22 protein-coding genes are annotated in these 24,307 nt (G+C 66.1%); 9 read left to right on the plus strand and 13 right to left on the minus strand.

The genetic code is table 11. From position 1 onward, the window contains the following. The first annotated feature begins 102 nt into the window (after nucleotides 1-102). The 3 genes from ASE30_RS12590 (at nucleotide 103) to ASE30_RS12600 (ending at nucleotide 4,242) form a co-directional block, all read left to right on the plus strand. Nucleotides 103-2,184 carry a DUF4387 family protein gene (locus tag ASE30_RS12590; protein WP_057284650.1) on the plus strand — a complete coding sequence of 694 codons (2,082 nt, stop codon included), beginning with the start codon at nucleotides 103-105 and terminating at the stop codon, nucleotides 2,182-2,184. A 143-nt stretch (nucleotides 2,185-2,327) separates the two neighbouring features. Continuing rightward, nucleotides 2,328-3,155 carry a lysozyme inhibitor LprI family protein gene (locus ASE30_RS12595; RefSeq protein ID WP_057284651.1) on the plus strand — a complete coding sequence of 276 codons (828 nt, stop codon included), beginning with the start codon at nucleotides 2,328-2,330 and terminating at the stop codon, nucleotides 3,153-3,155. A gap of 364 nt (nucleotides 3,156-3,519) precedes the next feature. Further along, nucleotides 3,520-4,242 (plus strand): META and DUF4377 domain-containing protein, encoded by a 723-nt coding sequence (locus tag ASE30_RS12600; RefSeq protein WP_235515258.1) that lies wholly within the window; start codon nucleotides 3,520-3,522, stop codon nucleotides 4,240-4,242. 10 nt (nucleotides 4,243-4,252) lie between these two features. Here ASE30_RS12600 and ASE30_RS12605 read toward each other — a convergent pair whose 3' ends face one another. Both ASE30_RS12605 and ASE30_RS12610 read right to left on the minus strand, forming a co-directional pair. After that, nucleotides 4,253-4,696 (minus strand): CopD family copper resistance protein, encoded by a 444-nt coding sequence (locus tag ASE30_RS12605; protein ID WP_057285181.1) that lies wholly within the window; start codon nucleotides 4,694-4,696, stop codon nucleotides 4,253-4,255. Nucleotides 4,697-4,852: 156 nt separating this feature from the next. Then, nucleotides 4,853-7,315 (minus strand): penicillin acylase family protein, encoded by a 2,463-nt coding sequence (locus tag ASE30_RS12610; protein WP_057284653.1) that lies wholly within the window; start codon nucleotides 7,313-7,315, stop codon nucleotides 4,853-4,855. Between the two features lie 476 nt (nucleotides 7,316-7,791). On the opposite strand from ASE30_RS12610, the gene ASE30_RS12615 reads away from it, so the two are divergent. Further along, the gene (locus tag ASE30_RS12615) at nucleotides 7,792-8,841 is read left to right on the plus strand and encodes a hypothetical protein (protein WP_057284654.1); all 1,050 of its coding nucleotides are present in this window, start codon (nucleotides 7,792-7,794) and stop codon (nucleotides 8,839-8,841) included. A gap of 127 nt (nucleotides 8,842-8,968) precedes the next feature. Here ASE30_RS12615 and ASE30_RS12620 read toward each other — a convergent pair whose 3' ends face one another. From ASE30_RS12620 to ASE30_RS12630, 3 genes are all read right to left on the minus strand, one after another. Continuing rightward, the gene (locus tag ASE30_RS12620) at nucleotides 8,969-9,301 is read right to left on the minus strand and encodes a DUF4148 domain-containing protein (RefSeq protein WP_057284655.1); all 333 of its coding nucleotides are present in this window, start codon (nucleotides 9,299-9,301) and stop codon (nucleotides 8,969-8,971) included. A 292-nt stretch (nucleotides 9,302-9,593) separates the two neighbouring features. Continuing rightward, complete coding sequence (locus ASE30_RS12625) at nucleotides 9,594-10,679, minus strand: LuxR C-terminal-related transcriptional regulator (protein ID WP_057284656.1); 1,086 nt, start codon at nucleotides 10,677-10,679, stop codon at nucleotides 9,594-9,596. A 391-nt stretch (nucleotides 10,680-11,070) separates the two neighbouring features. After that, the gene (locus ASE30_RS12630) at nucleotides 11,071-12,015 is read right to left on the minus strand and encodes an AraC family transcriptional regulator (RefSeq protein WP_057284657.1); all 945 of its coding nucleotides are present in this window, start codon (nucleotides 12,013-12,015) and stop codon (nucleotides 11,071-11,073) included. Nucleotides 12,016-12,178: 163 nt separating this feature from the next. Between ASE30_RS12630 and ASE30_RS12635 the strand changes: the two genes are divergently transcribed. Both ASE30_RS12635 and ASE30_RS12640 read left to right on the plus strand, forming a co-directional pair. Then, the gene (locus tag ASE30_RS12635) at nucleotides 12,179-12,919 is read left to right on the plus strand and encodes an SDR family oxidoreductase (protein WP_200964430.1); all 741 of its coding nucleotides are present in this window, start codon (nucleotides 12,179-12,181) and stop codon (nucleotides 12,917-12,919) included. A 24-nt stretch (nucleotides 12,920-12,943) separates the two neighbouring features. After that, nucleotides 12,944-13,705 carry an SDR family NAD(P)-dependent oxidoreductase gene (locus tag ASE30_RS12640; RefSeq protein WP_057284658.1) on the plus strand — a complete coding sequence of 254 codons (762 nt, stop codon included), beginning with the start codon at nucleotides 12,944-12,946 and terminating at the stop codon, nucleotides 13,703-13,705. Nucleotides 13,706-13,820: 115 nt separating this feature from the next. On the opposite strand, the gene ASE30_RS12645 is transcribed toward ASE30_RS12640, so the two are convergent. Genes ASE30_RS12645 through ASE30_RS12655 form a run of 3 tightly spaced genes read right to left on the minus strand, consistent with a single transcriptional unit; the run spans nucleotide 13,821 to nucleotide 17,127 of the window. Next, a complete protein-coding gene (locus tag ASE30_RS12645; RefSeq protein ID WP_057284659.1) occupies nucleotides 13,821-14,906 on the minus strand; it encodes an ABC transporter substrate-binding protein in 1,086 nt (361 codons plus the stop codon). Continuing rightward, nucleotides 14,899-16,395 (minus strand): sensor histidine kinase, encoded by a 1,497-nt coding sequence (locus tag ASE30_RS12650; protein ID WP_057284660.1) that lies wholly within the window; start codon nucleotides 16,393-16,395, stop codon nucleotides 14,899-14,901. The genes ASE30_RS12645 and ASE30_RS12650 overlap by 8 nt, the downstream gene beginning before the upstream one ends. Nucleotides 16,396-16,419: 24 nt before the next feature. Beyond that, nucleotides 16,420-17,127 (minus strand): response regulator transcription factor, encoded by a 708-nt coding sequence (locus ASE30_RS12655; RefSeq protein ID WP_057285183.1) that lies wholly within the window; start codon nucleotides 17,125-17,127, stop codon nucleotides 16,420-16,422. A gap of 151 nt (nucleotides 17,128-17,278) precedes the next feature. Here ASE30_RS12655 and ASE30_RS12660 point away from each other — a divergent pair, with 151 nt between their 5' ends. Together ASE30_RS12660 and ASE30_RS12665 are read left to right on the plus strand one after the other, a co-directional pair. Continuing rightward, nucleotides 17,279-18,619 carry a CitMHS family transporter gene (locus ASE30_RS12660; RefSeq protein WP_057284661.1) on the plus strand — a complete coding sequence of 447 codons (1,341 nt, stop codon included), beginning with the start codon at nucleotides 17,279-17,281 and terminating at the stop codon, nucleotides 18,617-18,619. A 39-nt stretch (nucleotides 18,620-18,658) separates the two neighbouring features. Next, nucleotides 18,659-19,399, plus strand: a complete 741-nt coding sequence (locus ASE30_RS12665) for an SDR family oxidoreductase (RefSeq protein WP_057284662.1) — start codon at nucleotides 18,659-18,661, stop codon at nucleotides 19,397-19,399. Nucleotides 19,400-19,454: 55 nt separating this feature from the next. Here ASE30_RS12665 and ASE30_RS12670 read toward each other — a convergent pair whose 3' ends face one another. The 5 genes from ASE30_RS12670 to ASE30_RS12685 form a co-directional block, all read right to left on the minus strand. Next, nucleotides 19,455-19,859 (minus strand): hypothetical protein, encoded by a 405-nt coding sequence (locus tag ASE30_RS12670; protein ID WP_057284663.1) that lies wholly within the window; start codon nucleotides 19,857-19,859, stop codon nucleotides 19,455-19,457. A 24-nt stretch (nucleotides 19,860-19,883) separates the two neighbouring features. Then, the gene (locus tag ASE30_RS12675; RefSeq protein WP_057284664.1) at nucleotides 19,884-20,234 is read right to left on the minus strand and encodes a helix-turn-helix domain-containing protein; all 351 of its coding nucleotides are present in this window, start codon (nucleotides 20,232-20,234) and stop codon (nucleotides 19,884-19,886) included. A gap of 19 nt (nucleotides 20,235-20,253) precedes the next feature. Then, the gene (locus ASE30_RS28530; protein WP_082601569.1) at nucleotides 20,254-20,508 is read right to left on the minus strand and encodes a type II toxin-antitoxin system RelE/ParE family toxin; all 255 of its coding nucleotides are present in this window, start codon (nucleotides 20,506-20,508) and stop codon (nucleotides 20,254-20,256) included. Nucleotides 20,509-20,745: 237 nt separating this feature from the next. After that, the gene (locus ASE30_RS12680) at nucleotides 20,746-21,714 is read right to left on the minus strand and encodes a tripartite tricarboxylate transporter substrate binding protein (protein WP_057284665.1); all 969 of its coding nucleotides are present in this window, start codon (nucleotides 21,712-21,714) and stop codon (nucleotides 20,746-20,748) included. A 43-nt stretch (nucleotides 21,715-21,757) separates the two neighbouring features. Beyond that, a complete protein-coding gene (locus tag ASE30_RS12685) occupies nucleotides 21,758-23,089 on the minus strand; it encodes an arylsulfatase (protein WP_057284666.1) in 1,332 nt (443 codons plus the stop codon). Nucleotides 23,090-23,189: 100 nt separating this feature from the next. Between ASE30_RS12685 and ASE30_RS12690 the strand changes: the two genes are divergently transcribed. Next, the gene (locus tag ASE30_RS12690) at nucleotides 23,190-24,089 is read left to right on the plus strand and encodes a LysR family transcriptional regulator (protein ID WP_057284667.1); all 900 of its coding nucleotides are present in this window, start codon (nucleotides 23,190-23,192) and stop codon (nucleotides 24,087-24,089) included. The last annotated feature ends 218 nt before the right edge of the window (nucleotides 24,090-24,307 follow it).

The following is a 24,307-nucleotide window of genomic DNA, read 5'->3' on the forward strand; positions in this document are numbered from 1 at the left end:
CCGCATATCGACATAGTATTTTTTCGCGATCGCCAGCAGGCGCACCCTTCACTCCCAGGCAGCAACCGCCATCCGGCGGCCTGCGCGACAAGGAGAGTGAAGATGGCAAAGCTGATCTATCGAGTGGTTTCCGCATGCGGTGCGCTGGGATACGGATTCCCGAAAGCGTCGTTGCAAAAGGCGCTGGAAGGGCGTATCGACGCCGTGATCTCGGACGCGGGGTCAATGGATGCCGGCCCCTACTATCTGGGCACCGGCGAAGAATATTTCGAACGCGAGGCCGTGAAGGCGGATTTTCGCCACATGGTCCAGGCGGGCGAGACCATCGACGGGCCGGTCATCCTGGGCAGTTGCGGTATGGCGGGGGGCAACCGCAACCTGGACTGGATGATCGCGCTTGCAAAAGAAGTCTTCGACGAACTGGGCGTGAAGGACCGCGCCGTGGCCGTCATCCGGTCAGAACTGGACCCGGCCAGCGTCATTGCGGAGCTGCGGGCGGGGGCGCTGCGCCCCACGGGCGCCGGGCCCGAGCTGGACGAGGACGCGCTCAGGGAAAGCACGATCGTGGGGCAGATGGGCATCCACCCGCTGATCACCGCGCTGGAGGGCGGCGCGAAGTACATCCTGGCGGGAAGATCGTGCGACATCGCGCTGTTTGCATCCGACATGATCCGGCGCGGCGTTGAGCCTGGCCTGGCCTATCACGTGGGCCATGTGCTGGAATGCGGCGCGCTGGCCTGCGACCCTGGCTCGCCGTCGGACTGCCTGGTGGCGGAAATCTACGACGACGGTACCGCATTGTTCGTGGCGCCGGACGCGTCGCGCCGGTGCACGCCGTATTCCATCGCGGCGCATTCGCTCTACGAGGAAAGCCATCCGCAGCTACAGTTCTACCCGGAAGGCATCCTGGCAATGGAGCACACGGAATTCTTCGCCCGTGACGCCCGGACGGCAGGCATCCGCAACAGCCAGTTCGTGCATGCCGGCAAGCCCTGGCCCTGGAGCATCAAGCTCGAGGGCGCACGCTACCTGGGCAAGCGCAAGGTGTCGCTGGTCAACCTGGACCCTGCGGATCTGCCGCGGGTTCCCGGCGACATTCTGGTCTACGGCCGCAACGGCGTCCAGGCCGTGCCCGTGCAGGAAGGGGGGCGCGAACTGGGCCTGATCGTGGAGACCTGCGCGGCCACGGCAGACGCCGCGCAAACCCTGGCCAGCCTGCTCACGCACTATCTGATCCACTACGGCTATCCCGGCCGCAAGGCCACCGCGGGCAATATCGCCTATCCGCTGTCGCCGAACCTGGTGAGCTTCCGGCGCGAGGACGGCCTGTATGGCGCCATCGTGCCCAGCGGGACGCGCGATCCGGTCTTCCAGGCCAACTACGCCAGGATCAAGGACGCGGTGATCGAGCTGATCCAGGCGGAGTTTCCGGATGCGTTGCGCGACGCGAGCTGGCAGATCCACGAGGCCAGCGCGAGCCGCCCGGTGGCGCTGCTGCGCACCACCGATCGCGATGCCGGCCAGCTTGCCCTGCGCCATCGCGCGGACCTGGACCGCCTGCTGGCGCTCGTTGCGGCGCGCGAGGGATCCCGCATGAACCTGGACGCGGGCGATGCATACGCATGGACGCTTTACCATCTGCTGCAGAACGAAGACCTCATCAAAAACCGCATGTTTCCGATTACCTACTTTCGCGCCAATGGGGCGGAATGGACCGGATGCGGGCAGGAGCAACCCCGGTACTACGACATCGGCACCACCCGCTACGACGGCAACCTGGACGACCGCACGCTGTCTTTGATCGCTGACGCGCCGCCGGACGGCAAGCCTCAGGGCGAAAAGCCGCTGCTGGACATGGCCGTCGTGATCCGCAGCAAGGACGCGGGCATCAACCGGCTCACTTTCGATATCGTCTTCAATTCCGCAGCCGACTACGAGACCGCCCTGCGGTCGAATGTGTTCTGCCCGGCAAACGTGGCGCGGCTGCTCGGGATGGCGCCCGAACACGTGGTCGGCGCGTTCTTCGTCGACAGTTGCAACGCGATCAAGTTGACGATAGACCGCCCGAACATTTCCGCCTCGCCCGACGAACGCGACGTATTCGGCGCGCAGCAGCAAGCGGTCATCGAACGTTTGTCCATTCCACATTACGCAGAGCGCCTGGCGATGGCGTCGGCTTTGTAGGGGGGGCGGCGGCGTCCGGGTGAGCGTCTTGCGGCGGCTGCGCTGGGGCCGGGATGGCAGGGGAGCGGACATTTCGTGCAAGAATTGCGTGCTTCCCGGCCACCCGGCAAGGCCGGTCCGCCACCAACTCCAAGAAGAGTCAGATGAAACCTGGATGTTCCGTACTGCGGCTGCTGTCCCTGGCTGGATTGTTCGCGTTGTCCGCGCCCGCGCAGGCCATCGATTGCAAGAAGGCCAGCACCGCCGTCGATAAGCTGATCTGCTCGGATCGAGGCGCCGTGTCGGCCGACGCCGACTTGAACCGGGACTACAGCGCGTTGCTGAAGCAGGCGCCCGACGGCGATATCCGGGCCATGCTGGTGAACAGCCAGAAGCGCTGGCTGGCGGCGCGAGACCGGGCGCTGGAGACGCTGATCGAATCGCCCGACGCGCTGCCGGACGGCAAGACCGCCGGCCAGGTCGCGCGCGACCTGATCCGCAGCCGCAGCGCGGAGTTCAAGGAGGCGCCCAAGGGCGCGTCCACGCCGCGCCTGATCGGCAACGCGGTCGAACAGCGGCAATTCCAGGCGCAATTCACCGGCGGGAAGTTCGCCGGTTTTGCGGCATCGTGCGACGTGCTGCCGCGCGACTACGAGAACTACGCCTGCTTTGCGAGCCGCCACTACCAGCACAATGACCGGGTATGTTCGGTGGACGAATACTGGGCATCGGGTAGTGTTTACACCAGCCGGTACGTCGCGAACGTCGTGGACGGCAGGCCCAAGGTCATCGCGGCCTGCTCCTTCAGCAGCGAAGACGAAGCGTGTTCCGACACCGAGGGCAAGGCAAAATGGAACCGGGCGCCGACGCAGCCGGCGAATCTGTATTCCGCCGCGCCGCTACCGAAATTCGACGGCGAGATCTTTGCCGCCGACGATGACGAATGGGCGCGCGCCTGCCTGTCCGATCCGGCCTATCCGACCGCCAACTAGCCGCGCAGGGGACGGCGGCGCGCACGCTGGAGAAGACGGCGGGTGAGTGTCAGACTGTAATCGCAAGCCGGATGCCCGGCGTGCGCCGCGGGCCGCGTGATCGCATCGGCTACCGTATGAGGCGCCCCTGCCGGGGCTCTCGCCGCCGCGTTGCGACGCGCGGAGACGCCGCAAGATTTGGAAACTGTCTGGGTTCCGTTCCGGCGATTCCGTCCATGCCACGGACGTAGAATCCCGCTTTTCATCAGGGCCAGCCGGCTGACAGGAACCAATCATGAGAAAAACCATCCTTCTTGCATCCGTGTGCGCCGCGCTGCTTTCCGCTTGCGCGCCGACTTCCCCTCCCCGCGAAGGATCGTCCTCCATGCCTGCTTCGGCCGCCGCCTCTCCCGCCCTCCAATCGAGCCTGACCGCCTATTACTGGCGCCTGGCCTCCGCCACCGACGCCTCGGGCAAGCCGATCGCTGCCTTGCAGAAGGGCGTCGAGCACCAGTTGCGCCTGAGCTTCACGGATGACGCCTTGAATATCCGCGGGGGCTGCAACGCGCAGTTCGGCGGATACACGTACAAGAACGGTGTGCTGACCATCGCGAATCTTGCCTCCACGATGAAGGCTTGCGAACAGAGCCTGATGCAGCTCGACGCCGAGATTGTGCAGCGCATGAAGGGCGACCTGCGCGTGACGCTGACCGGCGACAAGGCCGAACCCGCGCTGGAACTCGCGGCGCAGGACGGCAGCGTGCTGAAGTTCGTGGGCGAGCCGACGCCGGAGACGCTGTACGGCAGCACGGGGCAGATCATGTTCCTGGAGGTCGCGGCCAAGCGCGCCGAATGCAGCCATCCCATGATTCCCCACTATCAGTGCCTGATGGTGCGGGAGCGCAAATTCAACGAAGCGGGCATCGCGCTGCCGGCGCAGGGCAAGTGGCAGGCGCTTTATCAGTCCATCGAAGGATTCGAACACCAGGACGGCGTGCGCACCGTGCTGCGCGTGAAGCGTTACGACTGGAAGAATCCGCCGGCGGACGCGCCGTCGAAGGTCTATGTGCTGGACATGGTGGTGGAGCAGGACGCCTCGGGGAAATAGCCGCCGCGGCTCACCAGGTCAGGTAGAACATGGCCTTGGCCAGCACCACGATGGCGACCATGTGGCAGAACACGCTCAGGTGCATGCGGCTTTGCACCGCCCCGGTCAGCCGGCGGCGGCGCGCCAGGATCAGGGCGGTCGCCACATGGACCAGCACGCTGGCGGCCAGCGCTGTCTTGACGGACAGCAGGAGCCCGAAAGACGAGGCCAGGGGGGCGGCGAGCGCGCCGCGGTGCTGCCAGGCCAGGCCCAGGCCGGCCACGTACAGCAGCAGCACGGACCAGGGCACCACCGAGCGCACGCGCGGGCCGAGCTGGCTGCCCAGCGCGCGACGCACGTCGGCGGGAAGCCGCTTGTGCACCGGTTCCAGGAACAGCACCTCGAACGTGACCGTACCGACGAACAGGAAGGCGGCCAGCAGGTGCAGGATGAGCAACACGGGATAGAGATTCATGGTGGTGTCGCGGAGGGTCTGATTGGAATTTTCCCACCTGCCCGGCGTCGGTCGAATGACAAACATCAAGCCTTGCCGCCAGCAGCCGAAAGGCAGCCGGGCCGCGGCCCCGTTCAGGGACTCGCGGCCCGGCATGGGCGCTGTCGCGCCGCCTGGTCAGTTACCCGACGGCTGCAGCGTCAACGTATCCGAGCGCTGGCTTTCCACCTTCGCCCGGCTGAACGCCATGGGGAAGTACTCCCCGGTAGCCCAGCCCTTGAGCAGGTCCTGGTAATGCGGGCTGCGCGGGTCCGCGGATTGCCCGGGGACGTTCTGCACCCGCGAGTTGTCCCAATCCGCCACATCGATCACCTGGCGGTACGACGCGCCGCTGATCTGGCGGAAGTCGCTCTTTCGGAACGTGGCGCGATGCACCGTGTCGTTGTCCCCGCTGACCGGGTAGCGCGGCGTGCCCCAGGCCTGGGCGGTATCCGGCGGCAGCAGGCCGGCCAGTTTGTGCTCGAACTGGATGTGGTGCAGCTTGCCCCATTGCCACTGGTTGGAATCCGGTCCCAGCTTGGCGTTGAGCTTTTGCAGGCCATCAGCCAGGGCCTGGAGCAGCAGGGCATCGCGGGCCTGGGCCGGCCGGGGGCCGAAGGCGGCATCCGGCGTCGCCAGCTTCTCCAGCGTCTTGCGGGTGGATAGTTCGCCGAATGCCGCGCGCCCGCTGGCGGGCACATAGAGATCCGACACGCGCTTGACGACCTCGGGCAGCCAGAACGCATAGACCGTCGCGGCCCGCGAATCGGTTTCCATGCGGTAGTCCCAGTCCTTCAACAGCGTCAGGGCCGCGCCGACCCCGGGCTCCGCCGAGTTCAGGGACTTGGCGTAGCCCCCCAACGTGCGCGCGGGAATCGAGAGGTTGTCGTACTGCAGGTCCTGGGACTGCTGCACCGTCAGGCCCTTGCCGTCGGCCACCACCTCGCGGATGCGCTGGACGCGGAACGGTTCCGCCCAGGTGCGCGCCGACATTTCCTTGTACGGGAAGTTGGCGGGGAGGTTGTATTCGTTGGCGGTGGCGACATAGCCTTCCGGCGGGTTGTAGACGCGGGGCAGTGCGCTGCCCGCCAGTACGCCGCGCCATTCGAATTCCCCGTTGCCCGGCACCGGCAGCATCCCGGACCAGTCCGCGCGCGGCCGGATCGGCGCGATGCTGCCGCCGAACCAGCCGATGTTGCCGTCCACGTCGGCGTACACCATGTTTTCGCTGGGGGTGTAGTGCTTTTCCATTCCGGCCACGAACTCGTTCCAGTTCTGCGCCTGGTTCAGCCGCAGGCTGGCCAGGTAGGCCGCCGTCCCGGGGAACTCCAGGTAGGCGGCGCGCAAGGCATACGCCTTGCGCCGCACCGGGTCTTCGTGGATGACGGGACCGTGCCGTGTGAATTTCACGCTGCGCACGGCGGGCGCGGCGCCGCGCACGGGGATGGATTCGTCGGCCTGGCGCATTTTCTCCCAGCCGCCCTGGTAGCGGTATTCGTTGGGATTCGCCGGATTGGTGTCGTAGACGTAGAGATCTTCTTCATCGCCGAACGCAAAGATCGTCAACCCGAACGCAATGCGGTCGTTGTGACCCATCGACACGCCGGGCAGCGAGGGTTCGCCGGCGCCAATCACGTTCCAGCCGGGCGCGTTCAGGTGGACCATGTAGCGCAGCGACGGCATGGTGATGGACCGGTGCGGATCGCCTGCCAGGATGGGCTTGCCGGTGGCGGTGTGCTGGCCGCTCAGCGTCCAGTTGTTGCTTTCATAGCGGGGCGCCGTGGCATCGAAGGCCGGATCCAGCGACGCCAGCCGGCCCTCGGATAGCGCGCTGGCCAGCGCCGCGCGCTGATCGGCCGCCAGCGGGCTGCGCGGGAAGTCGCCGGCTTCGAACTTCTGGCCATCCCGCGCCAGCTTGTAGGTGTCCAGCACCGTCTTGTCGATCTGGCGCACGTCCAGGCCGGCGGGCACCTGCAACGCCAGGGGAGGCTCGAAAGTGGTCAGCCCCTGCACGGTGTTCAGTCCCAGCGCGGCGATCTGCTGCGACATCCTGACTTCCTCGTTGACGTTGCGCGTCAGGCCATAGATGCGGATCAGCGAGGTCTCGGGGCTCCAGTAGCCGGGCTCTGTTCCGGTCAGCTTGAATTCCGGCGGCAACTGGTCGGGATTGGCCTTGACCCAGTTCACGTAGGCGTTGATGCCATTCGCGAAGGCGGTCAGGATGGCCTTGCCTTCGGGGTGGTAGCTGGCGAATTCCGTCTGCATGTCGCCGCGATACAGGAAGAGGCGCGCGGCGCGGTCCTGCTCGACGAAGCGCGGGCCGAACTGCTCGGCCATTTTTCCTTCGCCCTGGCGGCGCCACAGATCCAGCTGCCATAGACGGTCGCGCGCGGCGCTGAAGCCCTGGGCGAAGAACAGGTCCGCCTGGTTCTTCGCGTAGATATGGGAAACGCCGTGCTTGTCCCTGACGATCTCCACGGGCTGGGAAAGCCCCGGCATGGCTATCGTGTCCTTCTTGCCGCCTGGCGCGGCGCAGCCCGCCAGCAAAACGATCAGGCCGCTCGCCACGAATGCGGCGGCTCTGCGTTTGAACGTACGCATGGACTTCTCCTCCGGTTTATTGATCTTCTCTGTGCCAGCGGTTCGCGGGCGCAGGGAGCCGCGCCGGACGCAACAACAAGCAAGCAGTAGATCTAAAGCAGAAGCCGCGCGAGAGCTGTTTTATTTGACTAAATCTGGAAGGACTTGTAACGCGGTGTCGCGATTGGGGTAGTCGCCTCGGGGGCGAGGATGGAGTCGGGACAGCGGAGCGGGAGCTTGTCGGGCCGAGATCCGGCATGGGTCGGATCGGACGGCACAGGCTGCGTTGGACACCGGCATGCTGAAATTTCTGGTCACGACATACCCGCTTGGCCCAACGCAGGAACTCGGGGCGTTACGGCAACCGAAGGCGGCGCGCGCGTGGAAGGTTGAGGCGACACGCCGGACAGATCCCGCTGACGCATTCGGTAAACTCTGCGGCCAGCGTTGCCGCTGAGGCCGATCTTCCGGTTTGCACCATTCCACCAACCCCCTCCATGCCGATCAACGATCTCGCTCGCGCCCTGACCCTTCCGATCCTCTCCGCCGACGACCTGGACACGCTGGAGCAATTCTTCAAGCGCCCGGAGGTTGGCGCTTTCTACGCCCAGTCCCAGGATCCGGCTCACACCGCCGCGAACCTCCGGGCCTGCGCCGACCTCCTGCCCCAGCTCCACCCCGCCCGGGCGTCGGCCCTGGCGCTGATGTGCGGGTCGCTGGTGGAAGACGGCGCCGACCCGGCCATCCTCTTTCCCTCGCTGCATTCCCAGCTTGGGCCATGGCTGCACGCCCTGCGCCCCTATTGCGCGCAAGAGGTGGAAGAAGACGATGACGAGGTCGAAGAGGCCGACCGCCGGACCTGGGCCGATGCCCAGGCAAGCATGGCTGCCGTTCCAGAGGACAAGCGCTGGGAAGTCGAGGCCCTGCGCGCGGCCGTGGACGTGCTGGTCCTGCCCATGATGACCATGCTGATGCGCGACCGGAACAATCACCAGGCGTTCGTCGCCGACGCCGACCTGATGGCCATGCTGCATCCGATGGCCACCAGCAACGACAGCCTGCCGTTCGAGCAGCTGCATTACCTGTGGCTGGCGTCGCGGGTCAGCTACGAAGATGAACTGGTGGTGGTGTTGCCGGTGTCCGGGACGGGTTTCATCGCCCAGGCGCATGCCATCAACAACACCTTCCATGCGTTCACGCTGCTGCAGATCTTGATAGGCGAGCACGCGCGGGCCTTGAACGTCCAGCGGGAGATCGCGTCGCGGGAGCCGGACATTGATGCCGACACCGCCGATTTCCAGTGGCTGCAGGCCGGCGCATACGCCGGCGGCGAACTCAAGAACATCATGCTGTGGGCCTGGGGCGAAGCCGCGCTGCGCGACCACATGTCCAGGCACGGCAAGCGGGTATTGATTGCGCTGGAGACGGAAGAGGGCACCAAGCGAAATTGGTCCGGGTTCAACGGCGTCATCCACGAGGCGCAGCAGCCCTCGATGACGTTCAGACGCTATCTGACGCCGGAAGAAGTGGCGTCGTATCTGGCCTGAACCCAGGGCGGGGCGATTCAGTCCTGCAGGCATTGGCGAATATCTTACAAAAGAGAAAGGGCGCGGAAATGAGGGAAGTCTCACTTCCGCGCCCTGAATCGCGGCGCGGGGCCAAGCCCCGTGACATTCACCACCGGCGTTGGGATCCCGACGCGGGCTGCGACTGGGACGCGGGCATGTCGCCCGTCCGGACAGTGCTCATGTACTTCCTGTAGTCAGAGACATACTGCGGGCTGTTGATATCGGGGCTTTCCTCGCTGCTCCATTGGTTTTCAAGGCCCGCTTCCTTCCAGGCGGCAAGGTCGCGTTCGACGTCGGCGCGGGTAGGCGTGAAGTCGGACGGCGGAGCGGCCGTGGCCGGGGCGGTGCCGGCGGATTGCGCGCCGGCCGGACTGGACAGAAGGGCGAAAGCCGCCAGCGCGACCGGTATGAGGGCGCGGAACGGTAGGACAGGCTTCATGAATGGCTCCTTGAGGACGGATGGGGGCGCAGCGTTCGGGCCGGTGTCCTCGGGGCGCGCCACGGCGCGGTCTGGACCGAGGGCAGCTGCGTGACCGGATTGGCGTATTCATGTTCGAGTTGAGCGAACCCGGGCTCGGGCGGCGGCATTGTGCCGCGGCAGGCGCGGGCCGGGGTTTAGTCCCGGTGGGCGCGCCGCTGCCCGGGTCTCATGCCTTCGTGGTCATCGTAGGGCCGCATGGGTGCAGGCCACATACTCAAAATTGAGTACGTCCAAATTGTAAGCAGAGGCACTAGAGCAGCGAGGCCAACCGGACGAGTTCGGATTGGCGGCTGCACTCCATTTTGGTCAGCAACGAGGCCACCTGCTTGCGCACGGTGAGCACCGACGCGTGGCGCAAGGTGGCCACTTCCTCGACGCTGTGGCCGGCAGCCAGGCCGGCCAGCACTGCGGCCTCGGCGTGGGTGATGGAGAACACGGATTGCAGCTTCGTCACATCCGGCATGGCGAACGCGCTTTTCTTGCGCATGCGGACCAGCAGCATCCTGCCGCCAATGAGGCTGAGCGCGTGCGGCGCGACGCTGATGTCGACCCAGAAGAACTCGCCCCAGCCGGACGCCGTGGCCTGGGAACGCGTCTGGCCGTCGCGCGCGACGGCGGCGCAGTTGGCATCGAACAGCCGTTGCACTTTCGGGTCGGCATGGCGCAGCTTGCGGCCGTGCAGGGTCCAGCCGCCCGCATCGCCCAGATATCCCACGGCCAGGGGCGACAGCTTGTCGACGATGGAGTCGGCGCTGACGAGCAGGACCGCTTCCTGGACTTCCGAAAAGGCGCTCTCCAGCGATCTCCACCCGATGGCCCGATTGCGTTCCCGCTGTGACAACTGCTCGCGCAACGCGCGGAAGTACCGCGCATAATCGCCCGACTGCAGGCGGTCACTGGCCTTGGGATCGACGGACGCGCGCTGAAAGCCGATTGCTGCGTGCAGCACGGTATTGGATTCGATGATCAGGGACAGCAGTTGGGCCATGCGATGCTTGGCCATGTAGTCCGCGTAGAACTCGGTGCGCCGCAACTGCGCGGGGTCGTACATGCGCGCGGTATCCAGCCACGTGCCCGCGGGCGCAGTCCGCGAGTCCTGTTCCAGGATGTCGCAACTGTAGTAATGCTCCTGGTAGTCCGATGCGCAGGCGTCCGAAAAGCCGATGGCGGACAGGGTGAGCAACTTGTTCCTGGCATCGAACACGATCAGCGTGCCGCTGTCGGCGCCGACCAGGTCGCGCGCAGTGCAAAGAACGTCTTGCCACGGGGGCTCGGGGTCGGTCAGGTGATCAACGGCCTCGATTGCGCGCCGCAAGGCGATTTGATGATCGGGCATGGCGTGCCTCCAACTCTGGTTCAGACGTAAACGCTGCTACGTGTCACACATGGTTGTAGGTGGCGCCGGCCGATCAGGAAGTGGCGGCGCACCGCTGCTGCGGATCAAAGCGGGGGGCGCGCCGCGCATGAAGCAAGCCGCGTGGTGAGCGGTGGGCCCTTGCGGAAATTATCGTCGGAAATCCATGCGCCAGGAGAAAAACCCTGCGATTTCCGAGCACGTGTTTTATCCCGCGCAGCGCCTTGATACGGCGATACCGGGGCAATTCAACCAGCGCTGGGACTGCTACTGGCGGAACCACTTTTTCGCGGGTCCCGCAGCCATGAAGAAAGGGCTGCGCGTGGCCGGTCGGTCTTGCGCGCGATGCATGCACGCATGGCCTTGCCGAGCCTTAGTGGGTGAAGGCGAGTTCGCCGACGGGCGCGGCGGGCGACAGCGCAAACGAGGCCTTCATGTCCCGGACTTCCTCGACCGGCGTGCGGCCGAAGAAGCGCTTGAATTCGCGGCTGAACTGCGAGGCGCTTTCATAGCCGACGCGCGCGGACGCCGACGCGGCGGTGAGGCCGTCGCGGATCATCATCAGCCGCGCATGGTGCAGGCGCGTGGACTTGATGTATTGGATCGGCGACGTCTGCGTGACCGCCTTGAAATTGACGTGGAAGGCCGGAACGCTCATGTCGGCTTCACGGGCCAGGTGCGTGACGTCCAGCGGCTGCGAATAGTCCGCGTGGATGCGGCGCAGCGCCTTGGCGACCCGTCCAAAGCGGCCCTGGTGGGCCAGCGCCGCGCGCATGGCGCCGCCTTGCTCGCCGCCCAGCACCCGGAAGCAGATCTCTCGCACCAGCGCCGGGCCCAGAATCTGGGCGTCCAGCGGCACGCTCAGCGCGCGCAGCAGGCGCACGGTGGCTTCCGCCAGATCGCCCGCCAAGGGAGTGGACACGATACCCAGCGGCGCGCTGTCCGGCGGCGTGCCGGCACGGGCATCGATGGCCAGGATCAATTCGGCCACGTCGGTGAGGTCCAGGCGGATGGCGACGGCCAGCATGGGCTCGTCGTGGCTGGCCTGGGTTTCCGTGGAGAAGGGCAGGGGCACGGACAGCACCAGGTAGTGCTGCGCGTCGTACACGTAGACCTGATCGCCCAGGAAGCCCAGCTTGCGCCCCTGGCACACGATGACGATGCTGGGCTCGTAAAGAACGGGCGTGCGTCCCAGGGGGCGGTTCGAACGCATGAAGCGCACGCCGTCCAGGGCCGACAGGCTGTAGCCCTCGTTGGGCGCCAGGCGTTCGATCAAGGCAACCATCTCGCCGGAAAGCGGGTTGGACGGGGTCGTCATCGAAGGTCCTCGAATCCGGTTGGGGTGAAAGGGATTCTAACGGCCGGCGGCCGGGCCCGAGCGGCTTCCAATAGAAATAGGCAATGCTGCGATAGGCGCGTGTATTCGCGGGCGGAGCCGCTGTCCTTAGCATTCAGTCATGGAAACGATTTGGAGAACGGCCATGACAATGCAAACGCAACATCCCAAGGTGGTGCTGATTACCGGCGCCAGCAGCGGTATCGGCGAAGCGGCCGCGCGCCTGCTCGCCGCCCAGGGCCACCGCGTGCTCGCCGGCGCGCGCCGGACCGGCAGGCTCGAAGCGCTGGTTCAAGACATTCGGGCAAAGGGCGGGACGGCGGAATTCCGCGCGCTGGACGTGACGTCGGCCGAGGACGTGAACGCCTTCGTGCAGTACGCCGAGCAGGTCCATGGACGAGTGGACGTCATCGTCAATAACGCCGGCGTCATGCCGCTTTCGCCGCTGTCGTCGCTGAAGCTGGACGAGTGGAACCGCATGATCGACGTGAACATCCGCGGCGTGCTGCACGGCATCGCCGCCGTCTTGCCGGTCATGCAACGGCAGGGGCATGGCCAGGTGATCAACGTGTCGTCCATCGGCGGGCTCAGCGTATCGCCGACGGCCGCCGTTTACTGCGCGACCAAATTCGCTGTGCGCGCGATCTCCGATGGGCTGCGCCAGGAAACCGACAAGATCCGCGTGACCGTGATCTGCCCCGGCGTCGTCGAATCAGAGCTGGCGGAGACCATCACCGACCCGACGGCGGCCAAGGCGATGCAGGAATTCCGCCGCGTCGCGCTGCGCCCCGACGCGATCGCCCGCGCCATTGCCTATGCCATCGAACAGCCTGACGACGTGGACGTCAGCGAACTGGTCGTTCGCCCGACCGCCAGCCCCCATTGATCAACAACCCAAGGAACTTTCCTCATGACGACTTTCAATACCGCGGATAAACCATTCTTCGGCCAGGTGGCCATCGTGACCGGCGCGGCAAGCGGCATCGGCCAAGCCACGCTGGAACTGCTGCATGCGCAGGGTGCAAGCGTGGTGGCTGTCGACCGGCAGGACGACGTGCGCGCGCTGGCGCGCCCCGGCATCGTGCCACTGGTGGCCGACGTGGCCCGCGAAGAGAGCGCCGCGCTGGCGGCGAAGACCGCGATGGACCATTACGGCAGGCTGGACATCCTGGTGAACAACGCCGGCATCATCATCAACAAGCCCGTCATCGACATGACGCTGGACGACTGGAACGGCATCCAGGCGGTGAACGCCACCGGCGCGTTCCTGTTTTCCCGCGAGGCCATGCGCGTGATGGTGCCGGCCGGCAAGGGCTCGATCGTGAACGTGGGTTCGTACGCGTGCCATCAGGCCTTTCCGACGATTGCCGCCTACGCGGCGTCCAAGGGCGCGCTGGCGCAACTGACCCGCGCGCTCTCGCTCGAAGCGATCGACCATGGCATCCGCGTGAACGCGGTGGGTTCGGGAGATGTGGTCACCAACATCACCAACCATATCCATGCCGATGGGCGCAAGTTCCTGGCCGAGCATGGCAAGAACGCGCCGATCCGGCGCGCGGCCGAGCCGCGCGAGATCGCGGAGGTCATTGCATTCCTGGCGTCGGAAAAGGCCAGCTACATCGTGGGCGCGGTGGTGATGGCCGACGGCGGCATGAGCGTGGCGTTGAGGTAGGCGCGCCAGCCGGCCAGCGCCCCGCGGCACGCCCCTTAGTGGATATGCCGCTTAGCGGATATGCCCCTTAGCAGGTATGCCCCTCAGCGGGCACGCCCCGCAGCGGGCATGCCCCTCAGCGGGCGGGGGCCTGGCCGGGCGGGAAGATCGCCGCCCGCCAGAGATCGAGGAAGTGCCGCTTCTTCAGCGGATCCAGATACACCAGCAGCCCGACGCCCAGCGCCACCGGCCGCACGCCCGCCGCCGGAACGACCGACGCGCTGACCGGCCGCATGCCGGACTGCCGGGCCAGGGCTTCCTGGCCACGCGGCGACAGCAGATAGTCCAGGAACATCGCGCCCAGGTCGCCGCGCGGCGCCTGCCGTGGAATGATCGCGGAACGCGACAGCATCAGCGTGTAGTCCTGCGGGTAAATGATGGCCAGCGGCGCGCCTTGGTCGATGCGGTGCCGGGTATAGGACTCGAGCAGGTTGTAGGCCAGCGTGATCTCGCCGCGCTCCAGCTTGTCCAGGGCATGCTCCGTGGATTCGTGGATGGAGACGCCATTGCGCCCGAAGGCCGCCAGGAGCGCGCCGGCCATGCTGTCCAGGCGCGTGTCCTGGGTGGCCGCCAGGTAGCCGATGCCGCTGCCCTGCACGTCGTACGTGGAGATCTGGCCGGCCAGCGGCTGGTCGGGCGCCTGCAGCAGAGAAAGCAATTCGCGCCGGGTGCGCGGCACGCGCGCGGGGTCGAGCTTGCGCGTGTTGTAGACCATGACGATGGGATCGGTGCCGATGCTGAAGACCTCGTCGCGCCAGTTGGCCCAGCCGGGCAGCGCCTGCGTCTCGGGCGAGACATGCACCCGCGCGTAGCCGTCGTTGACCAGCTTGGTCTGCAGGTCCATGGCGCTGCTGATGACCAGGTCGGGCCCCAGGCGGGAAGCCGGCGCCTGCTCGGCGCGGGCGACGGTTTCGGCATAGAGCGCCTGGGTGGATAACTCGGTGTATTCCAGGCGCACGGCGGGGTTCATCGTGCTGAAGTCTTCCAGCACGCCGCGAAACACCTGCACGCTGTTGGAAGCATGCACGACCAGCACGTTGTTGCTGTCGGCGGGGCCCAGGCTCAGGCCGCTGCCGCTCACTTCCGCGGCGTGGCCGGCCGCGGCCAGCGCCAGGGTGGCCGCGGCGGCAAGATAGCGCAGGGGAGTCAGGGCGTCAGGCATGGTCTGAAATGGCGGGCAACGTGATGACGGCGTCCAGGCCGCCGCCCACCCGGTTGCTCAGATTGAGCCTGCCCTGATGGGTATCGACGACCCGCTTGATGATGGACAGCCCCAGCCCGGCGCCGGGCGCGCGGGGATTGGGGCCGCGCGCAAAGCGCTCGAAGGCGGTGTTGGCCAGCGCGGGCGGGATGCCGGGCCCCTGATCGGACACGGTGATGCGCCAGTCGCCGCCTTGCCGGTCCAGCCGCACGTCGATGTGGCCGTCGTCCGTGGCGCCGTGACGCAGGGCGTTGTCGATCAGGTTCTTGAAGGCCTCGCGCAGCATCAGGCTGTCGCCCAGGACTGTCGCAGAGCGGCCGGCTGGCGGGGCGCCGGCGGCCGCGCCTTCAGCCGCGCCTTCGGCCGCCGCGCCGTCAGCCGCCGTTCCGTCAGCCGTATCCGGCAGGTGCAGGCGGACGTCGGGTTGGGGATCGGCCTGCGGCACCGTGTCGTAGACCGCCTGACGCAGCAGCTCGGCCAGGTCGACGGGGTGGAACTGCCTGACGTTGCTGCGATGGATGACGCTCGCGTCGCTGAGCAACTGGTTGACCAGCCGCGACAGCTTTTCGGCGTTGCGCAGCACGGCCAGCAGGCTGCGGCGCTGCTCGGCGGGATCTTCTTCGTCCAGCGCGACCTCCATCTGCGCGTGCAGCGCCGCCAGCGGCGTGCGCAGTTGGTGCGCGGCCTCGGCGATGAAGAGACGCAGGGTGTCCAGGTTTTCCGACAGGCGCGCCATGAAGCCGTCCAGCGAATGCACCAGGTTGTCCAGCTCTTCGGGCACCGGGGCGGCAATGGGATGCAGATCGGAGGCGCTGCGCCCGGCCAGTTCGCGCTCCACGCGCTGAATGGGTGAAAGCGACCGGTGCAGGCCCCAGTAGGCCAGCGCGAGGACGGCGGCGGTGAAGCCGAGCAGCGCCAGCGTGCCTTGCCACAGGATGCTGGCGGCCAGCGCATCGCGGGCTTCGCGCGTCTGCGCAACCTGGATGATGGCGGTTTCGGTTTCGCGGGGGCCGGCGATCTTGCGTTCCATCCAGGCGATGCGCACGGGTTCGCCCTGGAAGGCGGCCTCGTATAGCTGGGGCGAGTCCGCGGCCTCGGCATTGGCGCTGGCCGGCGGCGCGGGCAGGCCGGCATAGCCGGAGATCAAGGTCCCGCCCGCGGCCGCGACCCGGTAGAAGACGCGGTCGCGCGGGGCTTGCTCCAGCAGCGCCAAGGCCGCATAGGGCATGTCCATCTGCCATTCTCCCCGCACCAGTTGCAGGCTGTCGGCCATCGACAGCACGGAGGCGCGCAGAAGCTGGTCGTAGGTGGTGTCGGCGGTCTGGTGGGCATAGCCGCGCACCAGCAGGTAGAGCGCGCCCAGGCCGGTCAGGAACAGCGCGAGCAGCATGGCCAGCAGGCGGCGGCGCACGGAGATGCGGCGGTGCTGCACGGGCGGAGGGTTAGTCATGCTGAAGCATGCGTCGCGCCGGGTCTAGTCCCGGGGCGCCACGGACGCGGAACCGTCCGCGCTGTCTTGCGCCGCCGTCAGCAGGTAGCCGGTGCCACGCTGCGTTTCGATGCGCAGCGGCGAGCCTTCCAGCTTGCGCCGCAACCGGGCAATGTAGACCTCGATGGCGTTGGGCGCGGCCTCGTCGTCGAAAGCGAAAAGCTTGTTGGCGATCTCCGTCTTGCTGACGGCGCGGTTCATGCCGGCCAGCAGGATTTCCAGCAGGCTGTATTCCCGCTTGGGCAGCTCTATGCGTTGCCCGGCCAGAGTGACCTGGCGCGCCGCGCTGTCGATGACCAGTTCGCCAAAGCGCAGCACGCCGGCAGCCTGCGCGATGGGACGGCGCAGCAGGGCGCGGCAGCGGGCTTCCAGTTCGCGGAAGTCGAAGGGCTTGGCCAGGTAGTCGTCGGCGCCGGTATCCAGGGCGTGGACGCGGTCTTCGATGTCGATGCGGGCGGTCAGCGCCAGCACGGGCGTCTTGCTGCCGCGATCGCGCAGGCGGTGCAGGATGTCGAAGCCCGACATGCGGGGCAGGCCGATGTCCAGGATGACGAGGTCGAAGGTTTCGTACTGCAGGACCCCGTCCGCGCTCATGCCGTCGTTCTGGCAATCGACGGCATGGCCAAGGCGACGCAGCCGGCGCACGAGCGCGTCAGCCAGATCTTCATCGTCTTCGATTACCAGGATACGCATGCGCCGATTGTCGCACGGGTTGATGGCCGCCCGCGCCGCCCGCGCCAACGAAAACGACAGGTTCCAGACAGCTTTTCTTCCTAGTCTTGCAGGCCTGCTTCCCCCGCCGGCGGCAGCCACACATAACAACGACTAGTCGGAGATAACCCTCATGCTTCTGACCCTGCTTGGCTTCGGCATGGTGATCACGTTCATGACGCTGATCATGACCAAGCGCCTATCGCCCCTGGTTGCGCTGATCCTTGTCCCTATTATCTTTGCCTTGCTGGGCGGCTTTGGCGCCGGCATCGACAAGATGATGCTGGACGGCATCCGCAAGATCGCGCCCACGGGTGTGATGCTGATGTTCGCGATCCTGTACTTCGGCGTGATGATCGACGCAGGGCTGTTCGATCCCATCGTGGGCCGCATCCTGCGCGCGGTGAAGGGCGATCCGCTGAAGATCGTGGTCGGCACCACCGTGCTGGCGCTGGTGATCTCCCTGGACGGGGACGGATCGACCACCTACATGATCGTGGTGGCGTCGATGCTGCCGCTGTACCGCCGGCTGAAAATGAACGCGCTGTCGATGACCTGCCTGGCGATGCTGGCCAGCGGCGTCATGAACCTGACGCCGTGGGGCGGGCCGACCGCGCGCGCCGCCAGCGCCCTGCATGTGGATGCGGGCGACATCTTCGTGCCGCTGGTGCCCGTGATGGGCGTGTCCATCGTGGCGATCCTGGTGCTGGCGGTCTTCCTGGGCCTGCGGGAGCGCCGCCGTCTGGGCGTGCTGGCGCTGCCGGAAGGGGCATCGCTGCATGCCGGCTATGACGAGGACGGCCCCAAGAATCTGCCCGAGATCGAGGTGGACCATGACCTGCGCCGCCCCAAGCTGCTATGGGTGAACGCCGGCCTGACGCTCGCGCTGATGGTGAGCCTGGTGCTGGGCGTGCTGCCTCTGCCGGTGCTGTTCATGATCGCGTTCGCGGTTGCGCTGATCATCAACTACCCGAACCTGGCCGAGCAGCGCCGCCGCGTGGCGCAGCACGCGGGCAATGTGCTGTCGGTCGTATCGCTGATTTTCGCGGCCGGCATCTTCACGGGCATCCTGTCCGGAACCGGCATGGTGGAAGCCATGTCGCGCAGCCTGCTCGCCGTGATTCCCGACGCGCTGGGCCCCTATCTGGCCGGCATCACCGCGCTGGTCAGCCTGCCGTTCACGTTCTTCATGTCGAACGATGCCTTTTACTTCGGCGTGCTGCCGATCCTGAGCGAAGCCGCGCAGGGGTACGGGATTTCGCCCGTGGAAATGGCGCGCGCGTCGCTGATCGGCCAGCCGGTGCATTTGCTCAGTCCGCTGGTGCCGTCCACCTATCTGCTCGTCGGCCTGGCCGGCGTGGAATTCGGCGACCACCAGCGCTATGCGCTGAAGTGGGCCACGATGGTCTGCCTGGTGATGCTGGTGGCCGCCCTGGCATTCGGACTGTTCCCGCTGGTGGGCTCCGTCGCCTGACCCGCGGCGTCCGCGCCGCACTCTGATAAAGGAACGTTCATGGCTTTGCGCATTGCTTACGTCACCAGCGGGATGGGCCACACGGGGACCGCGATCTGCCAGGCGCTTCACCGCGCCGGCCACCGGGTGATCGCCGGCTGCGGACCCCGCTCGTCCCGCAAGGATCATTGGCTGAAGGAACAGAAGTCCCTGGGATACGACTTCAGCGCCTCCGAAGGCGACGCCACGGACTGGGCATCCACCGAGGCGGCGTTCGCCAAGGTGCGCCGTGAAATCGGTGAGATCGATGTGCTGGTGAACAACGCCGGGTCGATGCTGGACATGCGTTTCCGGCAGATGGGATACGCCGACTGGTCGGCGGTGCTGCGCAGCAACCTGGACACGCTGTTCAACAGCACCAAGCAGGTCGTGGACAGCATGTCGGACCGTGGCTGGGGCCGCATCATCAACATCGGTTCGGTCGCGGCCGAGAAAGGCCAGATCGGCCAGATCAACTACGCCACGGCCAAGGGGGCGGTGATCGGCTTTACGCGGTCGCTGGCGCAGGAGGTCGCGGCGCGCGGCGTGACGGTGAACCTGGTGTCGCCCGGCTTCATCGCCGATGACACGGTCAAGGCATTTCCGCCGGCGCTGCTGGACCGCATCGTCGAAAGCGTGCCGGTGGGGCGGTTGGGGACGGCCGAGGACTTGGCGGGCCTGTGCGCCTGGCTGGCGTCGGACGACGCGGCCTTTGTCACGGGCGCCAACTACGCCATCAATGGCGGCGTGTACATGAGCTGAAGCGCCAGCGGAATCGGGCGGCCTGCGCAGGCCTTCCGTTTCCGCATCGGGCGCGTCAGTGCCCCCGGCTTTTCAGGAAATCCGGAATGGACGACGCGGTGCGCTTGCAGTCCGCCAGCCATTCCACGCGCCACTCCGTGATCCGCTCGGCCGTGTAGTGCTCGAACACGCCCGGCGTCGGCTCATTGATCGATTCAAACTGCCTCACCAGCACCAGCGGTTGCTCGGCGCCGGGCGTTTCATCCGAGCATTCCGCGGCCTCTTCAAAGGTGGCGAAGGCGTAGTAATAGTCGTCGCCGTCATGCAGATCCTCGCCACCCGCATGCGGGTGCACCCACACGCGGTATTCCAGCACGTCATCGTAGAAATAGCCGCCGCCGGATTTGGTCATGGCGGGGTATTCGCCGACTTGATCGAGGTCGATGGCGATGGGGTGGGAGGAGGAAATTTCAGGCGTCATGCGTTTCGATGTATCCGGCAGTTGTCAGACGTCAATCTGGTCGAATTGCAGGCCCAGCGCTTCAGCAATCCGTTCTCGTGTAATTCTCTTTGTCTTGGCGCCTTGCGCCTCCATCGCGGCATAGCTTGGCTGGCGGATGCCCAGGCGCGCGGCCATTTCAATTTGGGTAATTCCCAAGTACTCGCGCCAGGCTCGGATGATGCCCCAGTCATTGTCGGACATCAGCGTCACGACTTCATGCGGAATCGTGCCGTCCGCAGGGACGCGAGGGGCGGGGGTTCCCTTGGCGCCGGTCAGCGCAAGATATTCCGAGTAGGGAAGAACCACGAACGCCGGCTTTCCATCTGTTTCAAGAATGGTTGGGTGCAGGCTCATGTGTGCCTTTTTCCTGAATTCAGTAGGTGCTGCCATCACGTTTTTTCACCTCCTGGATTTCCACTATCCGGACCGTCGATCGGACATCGAACAGGATTCGATATTGACCGACTCGGAGGCGATAGCCAAATTGGTGATTGGTAAGCGCCTTGACATTTGATGCGCTGGGAAACAACTTCAATTTGCCGACCTCGGCAGCAATTCGACGCTGGTCCGCCGCGGGAACTCTCAGCCATTGCTTGACCGCCTTTTTGGCCCAGTTGATCGAGAACATGCTTGGCTGGCCTTGTTGTTTTATAGCCTAAGCTATATAGGTTTTCAAGCCCATCTTCGCGTGTTGCCGTTTCCACGAGTTTTCTGAGACGGGGACTCCCGTCGTTCTAGCGTTGAATCGCCTTCCGCATCAAATGTTGTTGCTGGTTTTGGGACTCTTTCCTGCGTCTCTGCGGATACCGCATTCAGCAGGGCCAGGGGGCATGCTCTCGCGCTGGTGTTGGCGCCGCCGCCAGGCTCAATTCGCCAGCTTCACCGCCCCGCTATCGATCAGTGCTTTCCACTTGGCGTTGTCCGCCTGGATGAACTTCAGCAGCTCATCCCGCGATCCGCCGCCGGTGATCATCCCGGCATTGTCGACCGCCGCCTTGAACTCGGGCGTGGCCACGGCGGCGCGCAGCGCGGTGTTGATCAGGTCGAGCTGTTCGCCGGGGATGGCCTTGCTGGCCGCCACGGAAAACCACTGGCTGGCGGCGTAGCCCTTGAAGCCGGATTCTTCGACGGTGGGCACGCCGGGCAGGCTGTCCAGCCGGTATGGCGTGGTCACCGCATAAGCCTTCAGGGTGCCGGCCTTGATCTGCGGCATGACCGGCGCGGATCCCAGGATGGCCAAGGGGATCTGGCCGCCCGCCACGTCCGCCACCGCCTGGCCGCCGCCCTTGTATGGCACGTGCACGATGCGGGTGCCGGCGTATTGGTTGAGCAATTCGCCCGCCAGGTTTTGCGACGTGCCGTTGCCGGAGCTGCCATAGCTCCAGGCTTCGGGCCGGCGCCGGGCGTCGGCCAGCACGTCCTGCAGGCTGTCCCGGGCGTCGCTCGCCGGGCCGACGATAACCATCGGGCCTTGCGCCATCAGCATCACGGGCGCCAGTTCGCGGCCGATCTCGGGCTGGGGCGTGGGATAGATCAGCGGACCCGGCACGGTCAGCAAATAGCCGTCGCCGGCCTTGCTGCGCGCGATCAGTTGCAGGGCGATGGCGCCGGATGCGCCAGGACGGTTTTCCACGATGACGTTCAGCCCCGTCTTGCGCGCGAGTTCCTGCGCGGCAATGCGGGTCAGCACGTCGGCGGTTCCGCCCGGCACGAAGCCGACCACCCAGGTGATCTGCTTGGCTGGCCAATCCAGTTTGGTGCCGGCCGCGCTGGCCGCCGCGACGGGCAGCGCGAAGCCAAGCAGCATCGCACCGCATCGGATAGCGAATTTCATGTTTTTCCCCTTGTATTGTGTTGTCTGGCAAACCGCCGCGGTCTTAGCTGGGATCCAGCTTGCCGGGCGGGGTGTTCGGATGCGCGGCGCACGACTGGTTGAACGCCTGCACCATCTTCAGGATGGGACCGAGCACCCAGGTGTTGAAGATGAGGATGTCGCTTTCTTCCTTGGGATCCTGCTTCAGGTTGAACAGGTAGGGGGACTCCAGTTTTCCCTTGCCCTCGTTGACCTCGGGTTCCCAATAGAAGTGCAGCTTCCAGTCGCGCCATTTGACGGCGCGCAGATCGTTCTTGATGTAGAACAGGAAGCCTTCGCGCCGCGATGCCGGGCTGGCTCCCGTGAAGAAATCGGTCTGGTCGATGCCGTCGATGGGCCTGTCCTGCGGGATGGCCGCGCCGCCGATGCGCGACAGCGTGGTGTACAGGTCGGTGACGTGGACCATCTCGTTGGATACCTGGCCCGGCTGCACGCGGCCGGGCCAGCGGATGATGAAGGGCACGCGCAGGCTGCCTTCCATGGCGGTGTGGTAGGTGCCGCTCCACGGGCCGGCGGTGCCGCGGTAGGGCTTGCGGTATTCCGGGCCGTTGTCGCTGCAGAAGATGAAGACCGTGTCGTCGCGCAGGTTCAGTTCGTCCACGGCCTGCGCGATCTGGCCCACCCGGTGATCCATTTCAACCATGGAATCCGCGAAGTCCCCGGCGCCCGTGCGGGCGGCGAAGTCGGGGTGCGGCAGGGTGGGGAAGTGCAGGTGCACCAGCGGCAGGTACAGGAAGAAGGGGCGGCTCGCCTCGGCGTGCTTGCGCATGAAGCCGATGGACCTGTCCACCAGTTCGGCGTCGATGCCGCGGCGGGTGTCCAGGTCGTAGACCTTGACGTTTTCCGACGGGGTGCCCGCCTGGCCCTGCATGATGTGGGGAATGTCGGCCACCGACGGATCGAAGCCGATCGACGCCGTGAACTGGCTTTCGTCGGTGGTGCGCGGGATGCCGTACCACTCGTCGAAGCCACGGTCGGACGGATAGCGGCCCGGGACGTCGCCCAGATGCCACTTGCCATAGTGCGCGGTGGCATAGCCTTGGCCCGACAGTTGCTGCGCGAGCGTGATTTCTTCGCGCGTGAGGCCCTGCGGCAGGCCGGGCGGCACGGATTGCAGGCAGCCGGTGCGGATGGGGTGGCGGCCGCTCATCAGCGCGGAGCGCGTCGGCACGCAGTCGCTTTCCACGTTGAAGTTCTGCAGCAGCAGGCCTTCCGTGGCAAGCCGGTCGATGTGCGGGGTGGGCGCGCCGCGCAAGGCGCCGCCGCCATAGCAGCCAAGCTCGCCCCAGCCCAGGTTGTCGGCCACGATCAATACGATATTCGGCTTTTTTGCCATTGCGCTGCGCCTCTCGGGATGCTCGGGTAGATCCCAGGATTCTAGGAGTGGGCGCCGACCGTAATATTCCTGAAGTTGAGTATTTAGATAAATATTGGTTATGAATCTGTCGTTGCGGGACATCGAGTACTTCCTGGCCGCCGTCGAGCACGGCAATCTGGATCGCGCCGCCGTGGACTGCGGCGTCAGCCAACCCGCGCTGTCCAAGTCGCTGCAGCGGCTGGAGGCCGACACCGGGCTTGCGCTGCTGGACCGAAGCGGCCGCGGATTGCGCCTGACCTCGGCGGGCATGGTGTTCCTGGAACACGCGAAGAAACTCTGGGCCGAGTACCTGGACGCCGTCCGGCACGCGATGGAGTTGCGGGTGGGGGAAGCGGGGCTGCTGCGCGTCGGCGCAACGGGAGCCACCGTGGACAGCATCGTGATGCCCGCGCTGCGGCTGCTCTTGCCGCGCCGGCCGGCGCTGCGCATCCAGTTGACGCAGGGGCTGTCGGACGACCTGAACGAGCAGGTCGCCGGCGGCAAGCTGGACCTGGCCGTCACCCCCATCTACGCCGACGTGCCAGCGGCACTGCACCAGGAGCCGATCCTCGAAGACAAGCTGTGCGTGGCCGCCAGCCGCAACCATGCGCTGGCCGCCCGCCGGAAACTGTCGCTGCGCGATCTGCAAGGCCAGCGATGGATCCTGCCCAAGCCCACGGCCATCGCCCGCAAAGCGCTGGATGCCTGCTACGCCGAGGCGGGCCTGAGCCTGCCGGCCGCCGCGCTGGAAGTCGAGCATTTTTCGAAGGGTACGCTCGAGCTCCTGGCCCATTCCGATCTGCTGGCGATCGTTCCGCAGAGCGCGCTGGCCACCGATCGGGATATCGCCGTGCTGCCGCTTGCGCTGGGCAAACCGCTGCAGCGCCGTATCGCGCTGATCTCCCGCCATGCCACGACCTGGTCGCCGTTGATGACGGAGTTCCGCGCCGCCATCCTGGACAGCGCCAGGCAGGCCTGAGTGCCTGGCCCGAATTGCGGGCCCGCTTTTCGCTAGGGGAATTCCCTAGCCGCCGTTAAGCCCCGCCAGACGCATATCCAGCCCCGGCAAGGCTTTGCAGGATGATTCTAATAAAGGCAACGGTTTTTTAAAAATATTGATATGGTTGGAAACCTCCCCGCTATCTAGAATTCGCCGCAATCGGCCTGTGCTGTCAGACGGGACGATTTTCGGGATCA

The sequence above is a fragment of the Achromobacter sp. Root83 genome, from assembly GCF_001428845.1.
Lineage (GTDB): Bacteria > Pseudomonadota > Gammaproteobacteria > Burkholderiales > Burkholderiaceae_B > Achromobacter.

Excerpts from the sequence above, each read along its gene's own strand:
- ASE30_RS12590 (WP_057284650.1), top strand. The coding sequence starts at position 103 with ATGGCAAAGCTGATCTATCGAGTGGTTTCCGCATGCGGTGCGCTGGGA.
- ASE30_RS12595 (WP_057284651.1), top strand. The coding sequence starts at position 2,328 with ATGAAACCTGGATGTTCCGTACTGCGGCTGCTGTCCCTGGCTGGATTG.
- ASE30_RS12600 (WP_235515258.1), top strand. The coding sequence starts at position 3,520 with ATGCCTGCTTCGGCCGCCGCCTCTCCCGCCCTCCAATCGAGCCTGACC.
- ASE30_RS12605 (WP_057285181.1), bottom strand. The coding sequence starts at position 4,696 with ATGAATCTCTATCCCGTGTTGCTCATCCTGCACCTGCTGGCCGCCTTC.
- ASE30_RS12610 (WP_057284653.1), bottom strand. The coding sequence starts at position 7,315 with ATGCGTACGTTCAAACGCAGAGCCGCCGCATTCGTGGCGAGCGGCCTG.
- ASE30_RS12615 (WP_057284654.1), top strand. The coding sequence starts at position 7,792 with ATGCCGATCAACGATCTCGCTCGCGCCCTGACCCTTCCGATCCTCTCC.
- ASE30_RS12620 (WP_057284655.1), bottom strand. The coding sequence starts at position 9,301 with ATGAAGCCTGTCCTACCGTTCCGCGCCCTCATACCGGTCGCGCTGGCG.
- ASE30_RS12625 (WP_057284656.1), bottom strand. The coding sequence starts at position 10,679 with ATGCCCGATCATCAAATCGCCTTGCGGCGCGCAATCGAGGCCGTTGAT.
- ASE30_RS12630 (WP_057284657.1), bottom strand. The coding sequence starts at position 12,015 with ATGACGACCCCGTCCAACCCGCTTTCCGGCGAGATGGTTGCCTTGATC.
- ASE30_RS12635 (WP_200964430.1), top strand. The coding sequence starts at position 12,179 with ATGACAATGCAAACGCAACATCCCAAGGTGGTGCTGATTACCGGCGCC.
- ASE30_RS12640 (WP_057284658.1), top strand. The coding sequence starts at position 12,944 with ATGACGACTTTCAATACCGCGGATAAACCATTCTTCGGCCAGGTGGCC.
- ASE30_RS12645 (WP_057284659.1), bottom strand. The coding sequence starts at position 14,906 with ATGCCTGACGCCCTGACTCCCCTGCGCTATCTTGCCGCCGCGGCCACC.
- ASE30_RS12650 (WP_057284660.1), bottom strand. The coding sequence starts at position 16,395 with ATGACTAACCCTCCGCCCGTGCAGCACCGCCGCATCTCCGTGCGCCGC.
- ASE30_RS12655 (WP_057285183.1), bottom strand. The coding sequence starts at position 17,127 with ATGCGTATCCTGGTAATCGAAGACGATGAAGATCTGGCTGACGCGCTC.
- ASE30_RS12660 (WP_057284661.1), top strand. The coding sequence starts at position 17,279 with ATGCTTCTGACCCTGCTTGGCTTCGGCATGGTGATCACGTTCATGACG.
- ASE30_RS12665 (WP_057284662.1), top strand. The coding sequence starts at position 18,659 with ATGGCTTTGCGCATTGCTTACGTCACCAGCGGGATGGGCCACACGGGG.
- ASE30_RS12670 (WP_057284663.1), bottom strand. The coding sequence starts at position 19,859 with ATGACGCCTGAAATTTCCTCCTCCCACCCCATCGCCATCGACCTCGAT.
- ASE30_RS12675 (WP_057284664.1), bottom strand. The coding sequence starts at position 20,234 with ATGAGCCTGCACCCAACCATTCTTGAAACAGATGGAAAGCCGGCGTTC.
- ASE30_RS28530 (WP_082601569.1), bottom strand. The coding sequence starts at position 20,508 with ATGTTCTCGATCAACTGGGCCAAAAAGGCGGTCAAGCAATGGCTGAGA.
- ASE30_RS12680 (WP_057284665.1), bottom strand. The coding sequence starts at position 21,714 with ATGAAATTCGCTATCCGATGCGGTGCGATGCTGCTTGGCTTCGCGCTG.
- ASE30_RS12685 (WP_057284666.1), bottom strand. The coding sequence starts at position 23,089 with ATGGCAAAAAAGCCGAATATCGTATTGATCGTGGCCGACAACCTGGGC.
- ASE30_RS12690 (WP_057284667.1), top strand. The coding sequence starts at position 23,190 with ATGAATCTGTCGTTGCGGGACATCGAGTACTTCCTGGCCGCCGTCGAG.